This is a genomic window from Pedobacter sp. NJ-S-72 (genome assembly GCF_053890575.1).
In genome coordinates this window covers 4,515,647-4,532,833 of sequence record NZ_CM132681.1, presented here as the reverse complement: position 1 = coordinate 4,532,833, position 17,187 = coordinate 4,515,647, and the positions used below count along the sequence as shown (strand labels likewise).

At 38.3% G+C, this 17,187-nt stretch carries 21 protein-coding genes and 5 pseudogenes; 15 read left to right on the top strand and 11 right to left on the bottom strand.

What is annotated here, in order from left to right; translation table 11 throughout:
- Positions 1-32 precede the first annotated feature (32 nt).
- The 8 genes and pseudogenes from frr to rplM form a co-directional block, all read right to left on the bottom strand.
- A pseudogene (gene frr / locus ACWYN3_RS29995) lies at positions 33-597 on the bottom strand (ribosome recycling factor).
- Positions 598-636: 39 nt separating this feature from the next.
- Complete coding sequence (gene pyrH / locus ACWYN3_RS29990) at positions 637-1,347, bottom strand: UMP kinase (RefSeq protein ID WP_456217582.1); 711 nt, start codon at positions 1,345-1,347, stop codon at positions 637-639.
- Between the two features lie 45 nt (positions 1,348-1,392).
- Entirely contained in the window at positions 1,393-2,184 is a 792-nt protein-coding gene (gene nagA / locus ACWYN3_RS29985) for an N-acetylglucosamine-6-phosphate deacetylase (RefSeq protein ID WP_456223199.1), read from the bottom strand.
- The gene (locus tag ACWYN3_RS29980) at positions 2,181-2,501 is read right to left on the bottom strand and encodes a hypothetical protein (RefSeq protein WP_456217581.1); all 321 of its coding nucleotides are present in this window, start codon (positions 2,499-2,501) and stop codon (positions 2,181-2,183) included. Before ACWYN3_RS29980 ends, nagA begins: the two co-directional genes overlap by 4 nt.
- Before the next feature lie 128 nt (positions 2,502-2,629).
- Positions 2,630-3,469: a translation elongation factor Ts gene (gene tsf / locus ACWYN3_RS29975; protein ID WP_456217580.1), complete on the bottom strand. Its 840-nt coding sequence runs from the start codon at positions 3,467-3,469 to the stop codon at positions 2,630-2,632.
- Between the two features lie 103 nt (positions 3,470-3,572).
- Positions 3,573-4,398 (bottom strand): annotated as a pseudogene (rpsB, locus tag ACWYN3_RS29970) (30S ribosomal protein S2).
- Between the two features lie 20 nt (positions 4,399-4,418).
- Positions 4,419-4,804: pseudogene (rpsI, locus tag ACWYN3_RS29965) on the bottom strand (30S ribosomal protein S9).
- A 16-nt stretch (positions 4,805-4,820) separates the two neighbouring features.
- Positions 4,821-5,264, bottom strand: coding sequence for a 50S ribosomal protein L13 (rplM, locus tag ACWYN3_RS29960; RefSeq protein WP_068404336.1), 444 nt, complete (start codon positions 5,262-5,264; stop codon positions 4,821-4,823).
- 563 nt (positions 5,265-5,827) lie between these two features.
- Between rplM and ACWYN3_RS29955 the strand changes: the two genes are divergently transcribed.
- The 9 genes from ACWYN3_RS29955 (at position 5,828) to ACWYN3_RS29915 (ending at position 10,453) form a co-directional block, all read left to right on the top strand.
- Complete coding sequence (locus tag ACWYN3_RS29955) at positions 5,828-6,034, top strand: YtxH domain-containing protein (protein ID WP_456217579.1); 207 nt, start codon at positions 5,828-5,830, stop codon at positions 6,032-6,034.
- Positions 6,035-6,108: 74 nt separating this feature from the next.
- Positions 6,109-6,495: an MBL fold metallo-hydrolase gene (locus tag ACWYN3_RS29950; protein ID WP_456217578.1), complete on the top strand. Its 387-nt coding sequence runs from the start codon at positions 6,109-6,111 to the stop codon at positions 6,493-6,495.
- Positions 6,437-6,760: a hypothetical protein gene (locus tag ACWYN3_RS29945; protein WP_456223344.1), complete on the top strand. Its 324-nt coding sequence runs from the start codon at positions 6,437-6,439 to the stop codon at positions 6,758-6,760. Before ACWYN3_RS29950 ends, ACWYN3_RS29945 begins: the two co-directional genes overlap by 59 nt.
- Entirely contained in the window at positions 6,741-7,301 is a 561-nt protein-coding gene (locus ACWYN3_RS29940) for a hypothetical protein (protein ID WP_456217577.1), read from the top strand. Before ACWYN3_RS29945 ends, ACWYN3_RS29940 begins: the two co-directional genes overlap by 20 nt.
- Positions 7,277-7,537: an MBL fold metallo-hydrolase RNA specificity domain-containing protein gene (locus ACWYN3_RS29935; protein ID WP_456217576.1), complete on the top strand. Its 261-nt coding sequence runs from the start codon at positions 7,277-7,279 to the stop codon at positions 7,535-7,537. Before ACWYN3_RS29940 ends, ACWYN3_RS29935 begins: the two co-directional genes overlap by 25 nt.
- A gap of 217 nt (positions 7,538-7,754) precedes the next feature.
- Entirely contained in the window at positions 7,755-8,717 is a 963-nt protein-coding gene (locus ACWYN3_RS29930; RefSeq protein ID WP_456217575.1) for a mechanosensitive ion channel family protein, read from the top strand.
- Positions 8,657-9,271, top strand: coding sequence for a class I SAM-dependent methyltransferase (locus ACWYN3_RS29925; RefSeq protein ID WP_456217574.1), 615 nt, complete (start codon positions 8,657-8,659; stop codon positions 9,269-9,271). Before ACWYN3_RS29930 ends, ACWYN3_RS29925 begins: the two co-directional genes overlap by 61 nt.
- 160 nt (positions 9,272-9,431) lie before the next feature.
- Positions 9,432-9,755, top strand: a complete 324-nt coding sequence (locus tag ACWYN3_RS29920; protein ID WP_456217573.1) for an LLM class flavin-dependent oxidoreductase — start codon at positions 9,432-9,434, stop codon at positions 9,753-9,755.
- Positions 9,752-10,453 (top strand): MsnO8 family LLM class oxidoreductase, encoded by a 702-nt coding sequence (locus ACWYN3_RS29915; protein ID WP_456217572.1) that lies wholly within the window; start codon positions 9,752-9,754, stop codon positions 10,451-10,453. Before ACWYN3_RS29920 ends, ACWYN3_RS29915 begins: the two co-directional genes overlap by 4 nt.
- A gap of 1 nt (position 10,454) precedes the next feature.
- On the opposite strand, the pseudogene pepT reads toward ACWYN3_RS29915, so the two are convergent.
- Positions 10,455-11,712, bottom strand: a pseudogene (gene pepT / locus ACWYN3_RS29910) (peptidase T).
- A 60-nt stretch (positions 11,713-11,772) separates the two neighbouring features.
- Here pepT and ACWYN3_RS29905 point away from each other — a divergent pair.
- From ACWYN3_RS29905 to ACWYN3_RS29890, 4 genes and pseudogenes are all read left to right on the top strand, one after another.
- Positions 11,773-12,321: an outer membrane beta-barrel protein gene (locus tag ACWYN3_RS29905; protein WP_456217571.1), complete on the top strand. Its 549-nt coding sequence runs from the start codon at positions 11,773-11,775 to the stop codon at positions 12,319-12,321.
- A gap of 201 nt (positions 12,322-12,522) precedes the next feature.
- Complete coding sequence (locus tag ACWYN3_RS29900; protein WP_456217570.1) at positions 12,523-13,782, top strand: M14 family metallopeptidase; 1,260 nt, start codon at positions 12,523-12,525, stop codon at positions 13,780-13,782.
- 179 nt (positions 13,783-13,961) lie between these two features.
- Positions 13,962-14,114, top strand: coding sequence for a hypothetical protein (locus ACWYN3_RS29895; RefSeq protein WP_456217569.1), 153 nt, complete (start codon positions 13,962-13,964; stop codon positions 14,112-14,114).
- A 149-nt stretch (positions 14,115-14,263) separates the two neighbouring features.
- Positions 14,264-14,814: pseudogene (locus tag ACWYN3_RS29890) on the top strand (rhomboid family intramembrane serine protease).
- Positions 14,815-14,884: 70 nt separating this feature from the next.
- Here the strand turns inward: ACWYN3_RS29890 and ACWYN3_RS29885 are convergent.
- Positions 14,885-15,736 (bottom strand): hypothetical protein, encoded by an 852-nt coding sequence (locus ACWYN3_RS29885; RefSeq protein WP_456217568.1) that lies wholly within the window; start codon positions 15,734-15,736, stop codon positions 14,885-14,887.
- Between the two features lie 206 nt (positions 15,737-15,942).
- Here ACWYN3_RS29885 and ACWYN3_RS29880 point away from each other — a divergent pair, with 206 nt between their 5' ends.
- Both ACWYN3_RS29880 and ACWYN3_RS29875 read left to right on the top strand, forming a co-directional pair.
- Positions 15,943-16,335: a hypothetical protein gene (locus ACWYN3_RS29880; RefSeq protein WP_456217567.1), complete on the top strand. Its 393-nt coding sequence runs from the start codon at positions 15,943-15,945 to the stop codon at positions 16,333-16,335.
- Complete coding sequence (locus ACWYN3_RS29875; protein WP_456217566.1) at positions 16,311-16,979, top strand: enolase C-terminal domain-like protein; 669 nt, start codon at positions 16,311-16,313, stop codon at positions 16,977-16,979. The genes ACWYN3_RS29880 and ACWYN3_RS29875 overlap by 25 nt, the downstream gene beginning before the upstream one ends.
- Here the strand turns inward: ACWYN3_RS29875 and ACWYN3_RS29870 are convergent.
- Positions 16,960-17,187 carry a DUF6358 family protein gene (locus tag ACWYN3_RS29870; protein WP_184661276.1) on the bottom strand — a complete coding sequence of 76 codons (228 nt, stop codon included), beginning with the start codon at positions 17,185-17,187 and terminating at the stop codon, positions 16,960-16,962. The two genes, ACWYN3_RS29875 and ACWYN3_RS29870, sit on opposite strands and share 20 nt — an antisense overlap.

The window sequence follows — 17,187 nt, the reverse complement described above, 5'->3', positions numbered from 1 at the left end:
TTACTCTCAAATTATATTTGTGTTGTTCAGACTTATACAGTCATTACATCTTTCTCTTTTGCTTCAGCGTGTTTATCCACCTTCACAATATAAAGATCAGTCATTTTCTGTACTTCACCTTCACCAGTTTTGATTTCATCATCTGAAACGCTCTCACCTTTCAGCTTTTTGATTTTCTCATTCGCATCTTTACGAATGTTACGAATAGTGATACGACCACGTTCTGCTTCTTCTTTAACCTTTTTTACCAGGTCCTTTCTACGTTCTTCAGTAAGAGGTGGAACTACCAACCGAATAACAATACCATCATTCTGTGGATTGATACCAATGTTAGCTTCCATAATTGCACGTTCAATAGGGACTAACATATTTTTTTTCCCAAGGCTGAACAAGAATAGTACGTGCATCAGGGGTCGTGATACTTGCCACCTGGCTTAAACCAGTTGCACTACCATAATAGTCAACCATAATTCCGTCCAGCATACCTGCTGACGCTTTACCCGCACGTATTTTAGTCAATTCAGTTTCACAATGAGCAATTGCCTTGTCCATTGTTGCCTGAGCATCTTGTAATTGTTTCTTTATGAGGTCGTTCATAATTTGTGCTTTTTATCAAAAAATATATTTGTATTAAATCTAGCCTTTTACCAGTGTTCCAATCTCTTCGCCCTGAGCAATTTTCATAAAGTTTCCTGTCTTGTTCATATCGAAAACAATAATAATAGGAAGCTCATTTTCTTCGCAAAGTGTGAAAGCGGTCATGTCCATAACGTTTAATCCTTTTGAGTAAACTTCTTTGAAAGTGATTTCATTATAACGGGTTGCCAAAGGATCTTTTTCCGGATCTGCAGTATAGATACCATCTACACGCGTTCCTTTAAGTACTACATCTGCTTTAATTTCAATTGCACGTAATGCTGCAGCCGAATCTGTTGTGAAGTAAGGGTTCCCGGTACCTGCACCGAATATAACTACACGCCCTTTTTCAAGGTGTCTTACTGCTCTTCTGCGAATAAATGGTTCACAGATCTGCTCCATTTTAATTGCTGTAAGTAATCTTGTTTTAAGTCCTACTTTTTCCAGTGCATCCTGCAAAGCCATACTGTTAATTACAGTAGCTAACATTCCCATATAATCAGCCTGTGCACGATCCATACCAGATTTCTCTGCGCTCAAACCTCTGAAAATATTACCACCACCTATAACTATAGCAATTTCCAGGCCCTGTGCGTGAACAGCTTTAATATCTTCTGCGTACTGTTTAACGCGGTCATTATCAATACCATATTGCTTTTCGCCCATTAGCGACTCTCCGCTTAACTTGAGTAGGATCCTTTTATACTTCATGACTCCAAAAAATAACTATTTGTTTTAATTATTAAGCTGAAATATTTAAACGTTTCTCAAACCAGCCACAAAAACGTTTTGTAAGGTCAATTGATCCGTTATTAATAATAAATCCGCTGCTTTTCCTACGGCTATCTGTCCATATTGAGTATCTATTTTCAGAACTCTAGCCGGATGAGCTGAAGCCATGTTTAAGGCTGCGGGCAAAGGTACATCACAATATTTAACACAATTATTCACCGCATCCAGTAAAGTAATATTAGAACCCGAAATTGTCCCTTCAGGGGTAACATACCTTGTCCCTTCCAGTTGATGCTTATAAGGGCCAATGGTGCAGGCTGTAACGGCATCTGTAATCAGAAATAATCTTTCAGGCATTAATTTATAAGTCATCTTAACAATTTCCAGATCGACATGGGCACCATCTGCAATAATACTGGCCATAGCAACAGGATGATTAAAAACTGCTGCTGGTAAGTTTGGATTTCTATGATGAATAGAAGGCATTGCATTGTATAAATGTGTAGTGGTCGTAAAACCGCTGCTAAAAGCATGATTTGCCTGTTCAAAATTGGCATTGCTATGTCCAAGAGACAAGACTACTCCCTGATCCAGTAAATAATTGATTACTTCCTCATCTTGTAATTCGTGAGCTATAGTCATCATTTTAACCACACCTTCTGAACCTTCTAATAACCATTTTACTTCTTCAAGAGTTGCTTTATGAACATATTCAAGCGGATGTGCTCCTAATCTTTCAGGATTTAAATACGGGCCTTCCAGATGCAAACCTAAAAATGCACGGGCATGCGGCATATATGCCTTAGCAGCTTCTATGGCTTCCTTAAATATTTCAAGAGTATTTGTTGCCAGGCAGCAAGAAAACCCGTTGTTCCTTTAATGATCAGATCATCATCCATCTGTTTCAATGTCTCCACAGTAGGGTATGCCGAAAATAAATTACCACCACTGCCATATATTTGCAGGTCAATAAACCCTGGAGAAAGATAACTTCCCTGACCATCTACAATTTCATATCCTGCAGGAATAACATCATGAGTAATTTCTTTGATCAACCCATCTGCGATTAAAACAGTCGCATCGGTGATCAGTTGCTTGTCTTTAAAAAATCTGGAATTCTTGATTGCTATCATGTCTTGATTTTAATAATTAAAAGAGGCTAATCCGATAAATTTCTAAACAATTCCTAAATATGGGCAAAAAATAAGGCCAAAAAAAAAGTCCCTTAAAATAAGGGACCTTTTAATTTATCATGAAGGAACTATGATCCTAATTGAACACGTTTAAATGCAGTAACAGTTAAACCGTTAGCTGTGTCATTTAAAAATTTACGAACATCTTTAGAAGAAGAATCCTTAACGAATTCCTGGTTTAATAAAGTACTGTCTTTGTAGAACTTGTTCAGTTTACCAGCAGCAATTTTCTCAACCATTTCTTCTGGTTTACCTTCTGCACGGATTTGCTCTTTAGCAATTTCCATTTCACGTTCGATAGTGTGTGTATCTACATCTGCTTTATCTAAAGCAACCGGGTTCATTGCAGCAATTTGCATAGCTACATCTTTTCCAGCTTCGTCAGCACCAGCAACAACTTGGTTTAAAGCAACCAAAACACCTAAACGGTAGTTACTGTGGATGTAAGGAACAACTTTTTCGCCTGATACTGTTTCAAATTTAGAGATACCAATTTTCTCTCCGATTTTACCAGTATTTTCAACGATGATATCAGAAACTTTCTGACCATCAACTTCAAGAGCTAATAATTCTTCTAATGTAGCTGGGTTTTTCTCAACTGCTAAATCAGTGAATTTATTTGCTAAAGCGATGAAATCAGCATTTTTAGCTACGAAATCTGTTTCGCAGTTTAATTCAACTACAACACCACGTTTTCCGTCAGCTGTAGCTTTTGCAATTACAACACCTTCGTTAGAATCACGATCCTGACGACTTGCTGCAACTTTAGCTCCTTTTTTACGTAAGTAATCAACCGCAGCTTCGAAATCGCCATTGGCCTCTATTAATGCTTTTTTGCAATCCATCATACCGGCACCGGTTTGTTGGCGTAATTTGTTTACATCTGCTGCAGAAATTTGTACTGACATTTTATTTTCTTTTTAAGTTTTTATCTAAAAAATTATGGGTTGTACATTGTATGTTGTAAGTAATAACCCGCAACGCACAACATACAACCCAAAAATATATTATTTATGCTTCGCTTGTACCTTCTTCGGTATCAGCATTTTCTTTTCTTGCTCTTCTTGCGCCAGGTGCAGCAGTTTCAGGAGCATCAGCAGCAGTTTTAGCAGCTACAGCTTCTTTTTCAGCTTCATCATCTTTTTCACGTTTACGCTCATCTAAACCTTCTTCAATTGCTTTGATGATAACATCAGTAATTAAAGAGATAGATTTAGTTGCATCATCATTCGCTGGAATAGGGAAATCGATGTTAGAAGGATCAGAGTTAGTATCAACCATTGCGAAAGTTGGAATGTTTAATTTCAACGCCTCACTAACAGCGATATGCTCTTTTTTAACGTCAATTAAAAAGATAGCAGCCGGTAAACGGTTTAAATCCGCGATACCACCTAATAAGCTTTCTAATTTAATACGCTCACGCTGGATCATCAAACGCTCTTTCTTAGAAAGAATAGAGTAAGTACCGTCTTTAGTCATTTTATCGATGTTAGACATCTTTTTGATTGACTTACGTACAGTTTGAAAGTTAGTTAACATACCACCTAACCAACGCTCAGTTACGAAAGGCATGTTTACTTTTTTTTGCTTGATCAGCAACGATTTCTTTAGCTTGTTTCTTAGTCGCTACAAATAAGATCTTACGACCTGATTTTACGATCTGTTTGATCGCCGAAGCAGCTTCTTCAGTTTTAGTTAAAGTTTTGTTTAAATCTATAATGTGAATCCCATTGCGTTCCATAAAAATATATGGTGCCATTTTTGGATTCCATTTGCGGGTAAGGTGACCAAAGTGTACACCTGCATCCAATAAGTCTTGATATGTTGTTCTTGCCATTGTCTTTGTCCTCCTTGAGATTAACGTTTACTGAATTGGAACTTTTTACGAGCTTTCTTGCGACCTGGTTTCTTACGTTCAACCATACGCATATCACGGGTCATTAACCCTTTAGCACGTAATGCCGGTTTTTTCTCAGCATCTATTTCAACAATAGCTTTAGCGATAGCTAAACGAACAGCTTCTGCCTGGCCTTTAATACCACCTCCTGCTACGTTTACTTTTACGTCATATTGACCGATAAGTTCTGAAACTTCAAAACTTTGGTTTACAATATATTGTAAAGGTAATGTAGGGAAATATACTTTGTGATCTTTACTGTTTACGTAATTGTACCGTTGCCCTCTTTCATGTAGATTCGCGCAACAGCAGTTTTTCTTCTTCCTGAAGTGTTAGTAACTGACATTTCTTTCTTCCTTTAATTAAAGTGTAATGGTTTTTGGTGATTGTGCTGCATGAGGATGCTCAGTACCTGCATAAACAAAAAGGTTTGTGTATAATTTCGCACCTAATTTTGTTTTAGGTAACATACCACGAACTGCTTTTTCTACTACACGTGTAGGATGTTTCGCCAATAACTCTTTTGGAGAGATGAAACGCTGACCACCTGGATATCCAGTATATGAAACGTACTGTTTGTCGTTCATTTTATTTCCGGTCAACTTAATCTTGTCCGCATTGATAACGATCACATTATCGCCGCAGTCTACGTGTGGGGTGTACTCAGGCTTGTTTTTACCACGGATGATCATTGCGATCTTCGATGACAAGCGCCCCAAAATCTCGCCTTGTGCATCAACAACAACCCACTGTTTGTTAACAGTTTTAGCATTGGCAGAGACAGTTTTGTAACTTAACGTATTCACTTGCTTGTATTTAATTTGTTAAACAATTATTTTTTTCCCCTAGGATTTAGGGACTGCAAAGATAGATTAATATGTGTAATTTTCAAATAGTTACTCACATTTTTTATCTATTTTTTTATACAAGCTTATTAAAAGCTGTAAAAAGATAGTAAAAGAGAATAAAAGACCCGAGCTGATTAATAAGATCGTTTCTGTGGGATAGTAATTATATCGACTGGTATCAATTAATAACAAAACTGCACTATATCCCATATAGGAAGCAAATAATAAAGTTATAACTCCTGCCAGCCATTGAAAAACTGACCATTTTATTTGCAGGGTTTCCATGCCGCGCAAAATCAGCCAGTTAAAAACGATGACAATCAGCAGCCCAAAAACAACCCAGCGATTACCATTCAGTAAATAGGCCAAAAAATAAAGGACTGCAAAAATTAGGTTCAGATAGGATAAAGTTTAAAGCATATATCTGTTTTTTCAAAAACCACGTTTATTATGTAAAATTAACAGTTTATCAGAACCTTTTTATTCGCATATTGTTACACTATTACAAAAAGACAATTATTATGACAAAAGAAACGAAAATAGTTGCAGGTATATTGGCAGGAGCTGCCTTAGGTGCTGCGGTAGCTTTAATCTTATCTTCAGACAAAAGTGATGACTTAAAAGATAAAGTAACAGATTGGTTCTGCGATTTACTGGATGCTTCTAAAGACAAGATATCAGATGTTACTGATACTGTAAAAGACAAAATTGCAAAAGTAAGAGCTTAAGGCTCTTTTGATTTTATAAATGGCACCGGTAAATACCAGTGCCATTATTACTATTATACCTAATATAACATCTGATGAAAATCGCTTTCCATGGTGCAGCACGCGCCGTTACCGGTAGTAAACACCTGATTACTTTAAAAAACAACACTCAAATACTACTGGATTGCGGCATGTTTCAGGGCATGGGAGAAGCGACAGAAAAACTCAATAGTTATTTCGGGTTTGAACCTTCAAAAGTTACCTTCATGATTCTTTCGCATGCTCATATTGATCATTGCGGCCTGCTGCCCCGTTTGGTCGCAGAAGGTTTTACGGGAAACATATTTTGTACACCGGCAACAATGGATCTGGCAAGAATCCTTTTAATGGATTCTGCAAAAATTCAGATGCAGGATGCTGAATATGCAAATAAAAAAAAAAAAGCAGGGAGAAGAAGCCGAAGAACCTTTATATACAGATGACGATGTGGTCACAGCATTAAGTCAGTTCAAAGTTGTTGATTACGGTAAAGAATTTAATATCTGCCCGGAAGTATCTGTATGCTTCACCGACGCAGGACATATTGTAGGCAGTGCAGCAGTACACCTTAACATCAAAGAAGATAGTGAATCTACACGGGTTACTTTTAGCGGAGACGTGGGCAGATACGGGGATCTTTTACTGAAAAGCCCGCAAACCTTTTCACAGGCAGGCAGTTTATATTATCATGGAGTCTACTTATGGTGATTCATTACATAAAGATATTGAACCAATCGAAAGCATGCTGCTTAAAATTATTCAGCATACTTGTATAGATAAAAAAGGTAAAGTAGTTATTCCTGCATTTAGTGTAGGAAGAACCCAGGAATTATTATATGCTTTAAATAACCTTGAGCTTAAACATCAATTACCGGATGTTCCTTTCTACGTAGACAGTCCTTTATCTGCTCAGGCTACACAGGTTTTAAAGAATCATCCCGAAGTTTATAACAACGGGGTTAAGGAAGTAATGAAAATAGATGAAGATCCATTTAGCTTCAAAGGGCTGAAATTCATTGAAAGCGTAGAGGAATCTAAAGCACTCAATAACGACCACAGACCTTGCGTAATTATTTCTTCATCCGGCATGGCCGAAGGAGGAAGAGTAAGACACCACATCAATAATACTATCGGAGATCGTAAAAACACCATTTTAATGGTTGGTTATGCCTCTCTCCTGGTTCATTGGCAGGCAGACTGCTGGCAGGAGATAAAACAGTATATTTGTTCAGACAAAATATTGAAGTAGTCGCCGAGATACTTTCTATCCAGTCTATGAGTGCACACGGGGATTACGAAGACTTACTACAATTCCTTTCTTCTCAGGACCCATCATTGGTGAAACAGCTTTTCCTTGTACATGGGGAATACCCGGTACAACAGCATTTTGCGAAACGACTGAATGACCATGGATTTAAACATGTGGCTATTCCTGAATATCACCAGGTGTTTGACTGCGAGGCTAAACCAGTATGGAATACATAAATGATTTTTTTGGATACGAGGTTCCACAATTCCTTCAAAATATAATTATAGCTGTTTGTAGCTGTTTGCTGGGGATTATACTCACTGTAATCATTCGGCAAATCTTTAAATTTTTCGCCAGATTCTGGGCTACCTTTGAGATTCAATCCATTATTAAACATCTTAATGGCCCGGTTGGCATCTTTATTCCATTCCATTACTACTGCTTAATATATCAATGGGTTTTATGGTCATGGACAAACCCATCATAACTCAGTTGAGCAGGATAATAGAAATATGCCTGACGGTCACATTTGCTTTAATCCTTATCCGGATCATAAAAGTATTTGAGGATTACTTTTATCATAAATATGATCTTAATAAAGAGGATAACCTTAAAGAAAGGAAAATCAGAACACAGCTACAGTTTATCCGGAAATTTGTAGTCTCGCTGATTATCGTGGTTACCGTTGCTATTATCCTGCTAAGCTTTGAGAGTATGCGTAAAATTGGCACAGGTTTGCTGACAGGGGTAGGTATTGGCGGTATTATTATTGGTTTCGCAGCTCAAAAGTCACTAGGGAACCTGCTCGCGGGTTTTCAGATTGCTTTTACTCAGCCTATCCGAATTGACGATGTCTTAATTGTTGAAGGAGAATGGGGCCGGGTAGAAGAAATTACATTAACCTATGTGGTGATAAACATCTGGGACCAGCGCAGGTTGATCTTACCTATTACGTATTTTATTGAAAAGCCCTTTCAGAACTGGACAAGAGTATCTGCTCAGCTATTAGGTACTGTTTTCCTATATCTTGATTATACCATCCCTATCCCACCGTTAAGAGATGAATTAACAAGATTACTTACTACCCATCCTTTATGGGACAAGAGAGTTAATGTCGTCCAGCTAACAGATAATAAAGAATCGGTAGTAGAAGTTCGCTTTTTAATGAGCGCACGGAATTCTTCACAGGCATTTGACCTCCGCTGTTACATCCGGGAAGAAATGATAGCTTTCGTCAGAGAGAACTACCCGGAAAGCTTACCTAAAACAAGACTGGAATACAAAAACAAACCAGGGCACGAAGAAGGTGATGCCATACTTCAAAAAAAAAAAAATAATTTGATATCTTTGCCCCGATGGACGTTTTCGGAATTGCTTTACAAGATCAGTTTACTAATGGTACCGCAGCAACATTAATGCTGCATAATTCTTATGATGATGAACCGGAGGAGATGCCTGTTGACATCTTTTTCCGTACAGAAGAAGAAATGCCGGACATAGAACTGGAAGCAATGGATCTTTGTGAAGGCAGAGTCCTGGATGTTGGCGGAGGAGCAGGCAGTCATGCACTTATCCTGCAAGAACGCGGCTTTGACGTGATTGCACTTGACATCTCTCCAATCGCAGTTGAAATCATGAAAACAAGAGGCGTGAAAAATGCCGTAGAAGGAGACGTTTTCAGTTATCAGGGGGAAAAGTTTGATACTTTACTATTCCTGATGAACGGGATCGGACTAACAGGTACAATCGAAGGCTTCAAGACATTTCTCAATCATGCAAAATCATTATTAAACGAAGACGGGCAATTATTATTTGATACTTCTGATATTTCTTACCTCTATGAAGATATGGAAAAACCTGCTGATAAATATCTCGGGGAAATAGCCTATCAATATGAGTATAGAGAACAGAAAGGCGAATGGTTTAACTGGCTTTATATGGGACCCCCAGCTCCTAAAAAAAATTGCTAATTGCTAAGGAATGCGGATGGGAATGTCATTTACTTTTCGATGACGGCCAGGACCAGTATCTTGCAGAAATGAGAGTAACTCAATAATCTGGAAGTCACAATAATTCAGAAACTCATTTGCGGAATACAGACATTGTATTTTTGTAGTACAATTTGTCAATATGAGCACTAACCCTATCCGTTTAAGTATCCTTGACCAATCACCGGTCAGAAAAGGCGTTTCCGCACAGCAAGCAATACAGGAAACCGTTGAACTTGCAAAACTTGCAGACAATCTTGGCTATACCCGTTTCTGGGTTTCTGAACATCATAATACTACTGCACTTGCTGGCTCTACACCAGAAATCCTGATCGCACATCTGGCAGGAGTAACTAAAAATATAAAGTTAGGCTCAGGAGGCGTAATGCTTCCTAATCACAGCGCATTAAGAATAGCTGAAAATTTCCGCATGCTCGAGGTACTTTTTTTTTCCAGGAAGGATTGATTGATCTTGGGTTAGGCAGGGCACCTGGGACAGACAGAATTACCGCGAGTGTGCTTAATCCTTCCAATCAATGGAAAGAACAAGATTTTTTAGAGCAACTGAACGAGCTGAGGAATTACCTGCATGACACCGCAGAACCGGGTACTATACAAGAAAGAATTATTGCAATTCCACAGGCCTTAACCGTGCCACCGATGTGGTTATTAAGCTCCAGTGGACAAAGTGGATTATTCGCAGCACATTTTGGGATGGGGATGTCATTTGCACATTTTATTAACCCGAAAGGCGGACCAGAGTCTGTTCAGCTTTATCGCGATCGATTCCAGCCTTCAATTGACAGATCTGTACCTGAGGTAAATGTGGGCGTGGGTATTTTTTGCTCGGAAAATGAGGAAGTGATATTTCGTCAGCAGGCAGTAATGGATTACAGATATCTCCAGCTGGAAAAGGGGGGAAAGCTATTTCCCATTGGTTATGATGACATTAAACAGGTCAGTTATAATGCTGCTGCCGAACAGGAAAGAATAGCCCATAACAGGCAAAGAATGTTAATCGGAACCCCGGATGTATTGAAGGTAAAAATAGATACATTGCTGGCTGATTACAAGGTAAACGAGCTGATGGCCGTAACAATCACAGAGAGTTTCGAAGACCGGCTGCGTTCTTACGAGCTTTTAGCAGCAATGTATCTGAAATAGTTTAGTTGCTCTTTTCTTCCCAGATCAGTGCAATATTTATAATGGTTTCAACAGCTTTTTCCATGTCCTGTACCGAAGCCCATTCCTGTTTACCATGGAATGCGTGTTCTCCTGCAAAAACATTTGGACAAGGTAAGCCCATCAGCGACAATCTTGAACCGTCAGTTCCACCTCTGATACTTTGTCTTTTCACCGGAATACCTACACGTTCAATAGCCAAAACACCATATTCTAAAACTTGCGGATGCAGATCCAGTACCTTTTTCATATTACGGTACTGCTCTTTAATTTTCAGCTCGTAAGTAGCACACTTGGATATGCAGCTATAACTTTTTTAACAATAGTTTCTAAAGTACGACCATGTTCGGCCAGTAAAGCATCATCAAAATCACGAATAATAAAATGTGCTTCTGCCTGTTCTACATTTCCCTGCATAGTAACCGGGTGCAAGAACCCTTCTTTTTTCGATGTCGCTTCTGGTGTCAGCTTATCTTTTGGTAAAGCACTGATAATATCACTCAGAATCTTAATAGCGCTTTCCATCTTGCCTCTTGCAAAACCAGGATGAGAACTAATACCATGTATGGTTAAGACAGCTCCATCTGCAGAAAAAGTTTCATCCTCGATAGAACCACAGGTTTCTCCATCTATAGTATAAGCGAAATCAGCACCTAGTTTTTCCAGATCTGCTTTATCTACTCCTCTGCCAATTTCTTCGTCAGGGGTAAAAAGAATTCTTATTTTACCATGTTTATGTGCCGGGTTCTGCATCAGGAAAGCTGCTGCCTCCATAATTTCAGCTAAACCAGCTTATTATCTGCACCCAGCAAAGTTGTACCGCTGGCAGTAATAATATCATTTCCAATCTGATCTTTCAGATCTTTGTGTTCACTCATTCTCAGTACTACGGAGTGATCATCAGGAAGGACAAGATCCTGTCCCTGGTAATTGGTATGGATAATAGGCTTAACGCCGTAACCACTGCAATCCGGAGAAGTATCCATATGTGAGCAGAAGCAAATTACAGGAACGTTTTTAGTTGTATTTGAAGGAATAGTCGCGTATACATATCCATATTCATCCAGGTGCGCATCGGTTATCCCCATCTCCAATAATTGAGCAACCAGGACCTTTCCAAGGTTCTTCTGTTTTTCAGTTGAAGGAACACTTGCGGACTCAGGATCAGACTGTGTGTCTATTTTTACGTATTCAGTAAATCTATTTTGCAAAGAATTACCTGTGTTATGATATTTTAGCATAATTTTAAAAAAGTAAAGGTAACCAAAGATGATATTTTATCTATAAACAATCAGCATAACTTGAAAAGGATACTTATTTCTACCATTTTATTAGCATTAACGTTACAGTCTTTTGCACAGTCAAATTTCTACAAACTTTCTATTGGTGCTGGCGCCGGTGTCACACAGTCTTTTGCAGATGTCAGGAAACATGACTTCGGGCTGGCTGGATATGGTACACTTGATTATTTATTTACACCTTATGTAAGTCTTGGCCTGGAATTCCAAAAAGGAGAAATCAATGGAGGAAATATCAATACTGATCCATATAACCGTCAATTCATCAATTCGTATCAGGCAATATCCGTTAATGGCAAAATATCTTTGGGCCAGATTATAGATTTTAACTATAACAGCTTTTCCAACAAACTCAGAGGCCTGTATTTAGGCAGCGGCATAGGGGTTATTCAAAACAAGATGAAAGGAATAAACCGCCGCAATCTCACTGATCCGGACATTTATTACCCGGGAGAGGACACCTCAAAGGATATTTTCTTCCCGCTGAACCTTGGAAATAAATTTCTTTTTCCCGGATCACGATGGTTTTTACAGATATGTTCTGAACATTAACTGCCAGGGTAATGTAACTCTTGGGGAAGGTCTTGATGGCTATGACGACTCCATGCAGCGTCATAGATCCGGTAGCCCCGACATTTATACTTTTTATTCGATAGGGGTTAAATACAACTTCGGAAAAATGGGCCTGTATAAAAAAACATTCCGGTGATTTTAACCTTACAAGGTGATTAACCCGATTATAAATATGCTACAATGAAACATTCTTTACTGTTTTTAATCCTTACATTAACGATGGAAACATTTGCACAAAAAACACCTTACGAGTTAAGTAGTAAGAATCAGACAGCGACTTACCAGGAGGCCATTGATTTTTACAAACTGCTGGCCAAAGCATCTCCACAGGCAAAACTTCTTTCCTATGGAACTACAGATTTTGGGAAACCACTTCATCTGCTTGTCTTATCCAGAAACAAGGTCTTTGACCCCGTTGAAATCAGGAAAAATAATCAAAGAATATTATTAATAAATAACGGCATTCATCCTGGCGAACCCGAAGGTATAGATGCTTCAATGATGCTGGCCAGAGACTTATTAAAAGACAATCATTTACCAGATAATGTGATCATCTGTATTATTCCGGTTTATAATATAGATGGGGCATTTAATCGTAGCAGCACCTCAAGGGCAAACCAGAATGGCCCCGAAGCTTATGGCTTTAGAGGGAACAGTAAAAATTATGACCTCAACAGAGATTTCATTAAAACTGATTCTAAAAACTCAGCAGCTTTTCAGGAGATATTCAATATCTGGCAACCAGAAATTTTTGTAGATACCCACACCAGCAACGGTGCGGACTATCAATATACAATGACACTTATCCCAACGCAAAAAGACAAGTTAAATCCTATTCTCGCCGATTATCTGACAGATACAATGGTTCCTGCTTTATATACAGAGATGAAGAAAAAGGGGTTCGAACTAATTCCATACATCATCAACTCCGTAGAAAACACTCCGGATGCGGGAATTACTGGATTTCTGGAAACTCCCCGTTACTCAACCGGTTATGCTGCATTACATAATACCATTGGTTTCATGCCAGAGACACATATGCTGAAAGCTTATCAAAAGAGAGTAGAATCTACCTATCAATTGCTACAAACCTATATTGATCTGATCAGCAGAGATGCGAAAATTATCGGGGAAAATAAACGCAAGGCTGATGAAGCTACTGCGAATCAAAAAGAATTTCCTTTGAGCTGGAAACTGAATGAAACTACACATGAACTTCTTTCTTTTAAAGGATTTGCAGCTAAGTATAAACCTAGTGCTGTGAGTGGCGCAGACAGGCTCTATTATGACAGAAATGAACCCTATACCAAAAACATTAAGTACTGGAACAAATTTGAGCCGCAACTTACGGTACAGAAACCTCTCGCTTATGTAATTCCAAAGGGATGGGATAAGGTAATTGACTTGTTAAAACTAAACGGTGTAAACTACAGGAGCTAAAAGAGGATAAAGAACTTGCTGTAGATGTTTATTATATCGCCGACTATAAAACTTCATCCAGACCTTACGAAGGCCATTACATTCATAACAGTGTTGAGCTCAGCACAAAAAAGCAGACTTTAAATTTCTACAAAGGTGATTACCTGGTTTATGTAGATCAGCCACAAAACAGATATATCATGGAAACACTGGAACCACAGGCGACGGACTCTTTCTTTAACTGGAATTTTTTCGATTCTATCCTTGATCAGAAAGAGCATTATTCTCCTTATGTATTTGAAGACACCGCAGCCGGTTTATTAAAGATAACCCCGATCTTAAAGCTAAACTGAATCAAAAAAAAATAAGTGATAGTACATTTGCTCAAAACCCATCGGCACAGCTTGAATTTGTATATAAGAATTCAAATTATTACGAAAAAACACATTTACGCTATCCAATTGCTAGATTGCAATAATTATTAAATCCGATTCGATACAATATGATGGAATACCTTATAAACACCCCTGTTGCCTCTCTGATTTTTATTTTCACACTGGTTACGAGTATCTATGCCTTTAATGATAACTCACTTTACGGGAAATTCATGCTTCATCCTTACAGTGTATACCGTAGAAGTAATGTCTATACCTTATTAACCAGCGGACTGATTCACGGAAGCTGGATGCACCTGGCATTCAACATGTTTACTTTTTTTTCTTTGCTTTCTCCCTGGAAGCTACGGTAGGAAGCCTGAGATTCGGACTGATCTATTTTATAGGATTAATTTTAAGTGATATTCCTTCTGTAATCAAACATAAAGATGATTATCATTATCATAGTCTTGGTGCTTCCGGGGCAATTTCGGCCGTACTATTCAGTTATATTTTATTCTATCCGCTGAATACATTAATGATCTTCCCTTTACCAATTCCTATCTGGGCAGCTTTATTTGGTGTATTATACCTGGTATACTCTTATTATATGTCAAAAAGCTCTCCAGAGATAACATTAACCATGATGCGCATTTATTCGGTGCGATCACAGGCATAATCATCACGATATTAGTAGTTCCAGGTATCGTACCACATTTTATAGCTGCAATTACCGCCCGTTTCGGAGGTTAGTCTGTAGACGGTAAAGACGGTGGATCGAAATAACTTGTTGGTGCTGTCGGATCTTTTCTGATTTCCATCAGCAGGTTTCCCCATGGTTTCCAGAAAGTTTCTAAAACCTGGGCATAAACTTTATGCTGCCAGGCGTCAAATAAGGGTTTATTAGTAGTTCCTCTTAAAGGCATCGCATCAATATAGATAGCTCCTTCGACCGGCATAATCGTATACTCCGGTAAGCGATTGAACAAATAAGCAGAATAAAAGAAACGTCCGCATAATTCTTCAAATTGCTGGTCTGTTACTTTTCCATCGCCAATCTGATCAAGAATCTCCTGGTGATATCTTTTATTGGTTCCATTATCCTGTAAACAGGCTATGATACCAAAAATCTTTAGTTTTAAAGAGAAAGTAAGTGTATTGATTTCATCTCTGAAGCTGAAAGGAATATCGTTCTGCTCTAACGGTACAATCACGAAAGACCATGGTGTAAAATCTTCCAGCACAACACTCCGGTAAATACCCTGGATCATTGTCTGCAAATTCCCGAATTTATGCATCAGGCCCTGTGACATATTCAGACCATCATCACTTAATTGCTGTAAACGAACAGCTGCATTCATTTCAATATAAATCAGACTATATAGAAATTTGCCAACCCATTTAAACAAATCCAGCTCATCCAATTTGGAAACTCTGGTAAATCCTTCCGCAAAAGCAGCTGCTATTTTATCCTCCAGCGGGCCGATAAAATTGAGTAGCACCTCTTCACTAACAGGTACTTTTAGCGTATTGTAGGATCTGATAGACTCATCCAGTAACTTAATCTGCTCATCGCCGCTAAAATTAGCTACTTCTAACAACCATGCAGGTAATATATCTGTCTGTATGATATAGGTGCATCAAAAGTATCTCCGCTCAAAAAGCAGTTTTTGAATTTAAAGTCGAAGTTTTTAAACGGCTGATAGATTGTGTTACTCATATTAAGCGCAATATTAGGGATATTATTTTTACATTCGGTGAGGCGCCCATTTTTTAACTTTGATATTACCAAAAGCTTTTAAAACACATGCAAGCAGTTCATATTTCTTTTAACCTGGAACTTAAACACCCATTTTCTATTGCCGGATTTACCAGAACAAGCACTCCTTTACTATTACTGAAATTGACTTATGAAAATATTGAAGGATATGGCGAAGCCTCTATGGTTCCCTATTTGGGTGAGAGTTATGATTCAGCAGAAGCATTTCTTAAAAAAGTAAACTGGACACGTTTTAAGCATCCATTTGACTTTGGTGAAGTAATTAACTATTTGAATACTATTGACGTTGGTAATCCAGCTATAAAGGCTGCGATTGACATCGCCCTGAATGATATAAATGGAAAGAGATTTTACAAAAACCATGTTTTGAGATCTATAAAGCAGATCCTGCGAAGATGCCTGTTACATCTTATACCATAGGTATTGACACACCGGAAATTATTAAAGAAAAAGTAGCCGGGGCTAAAAATTTTAAAGTGCTCAAGGTCAAATTAGGATCAGCGAATGATAAAGAACTGATCACCGCGATTAGAAGTGTGAGTAATTTACCGCTATATGTAGATGCTAATCAGGGTTGGACAGACAGAAAAATGGCTATAGATCTGATTTACTGGCTATATGATCAGGGAGTAGTGTTGATTGAACAGCCTATGGACAAAAAAAATATGGATGGCAATGCCTGGTTAACCGGCCGCAGTCCAATTCCTATTCTTGCAGACGAGGCTGTACAAAGGTTATCAGATATCGATTTGATCAGGGGTGCATATCATGGCATCAATGTCAAACTGATGAAAAGCGGTGGGATCTATGAAGCACACCAGATGATTTTAAAAGCCCGCTCTTATGGAATGAAGGTAATGATTGGCTGCATGAGTGAAACTTCTGTAGCTACTCTGGCCGGACTGGCACTCGCTCCTTTATGTGACTGGGCAGATTTGGATGGGCCTTTCCTGACTAAGAACAACCCATTTGACCAACCTGAATTTAAAGATGGCAGATATGTGCTAAAAGACCTTCCAGGTTTAGGGCTGAAAGGTCTTTCTCCTAATTTGTTTCATCCTTAACGGAAGAATTCAGGCTATTTTCTTTTTCTTTTATACCAGCTCTTACTTCTTTGACAATATTGATCTTCAGGTAAATGAAAAATAAACCTGTAGCGATTAATAATCCGGCAATTGGATAATTAGCATTCTGGAAAGCCCATTTCAGACCGATTACAGAGATTACTATACCTATGGTATAAAATGTATTTAATGCAATTTTCTTCTTCAT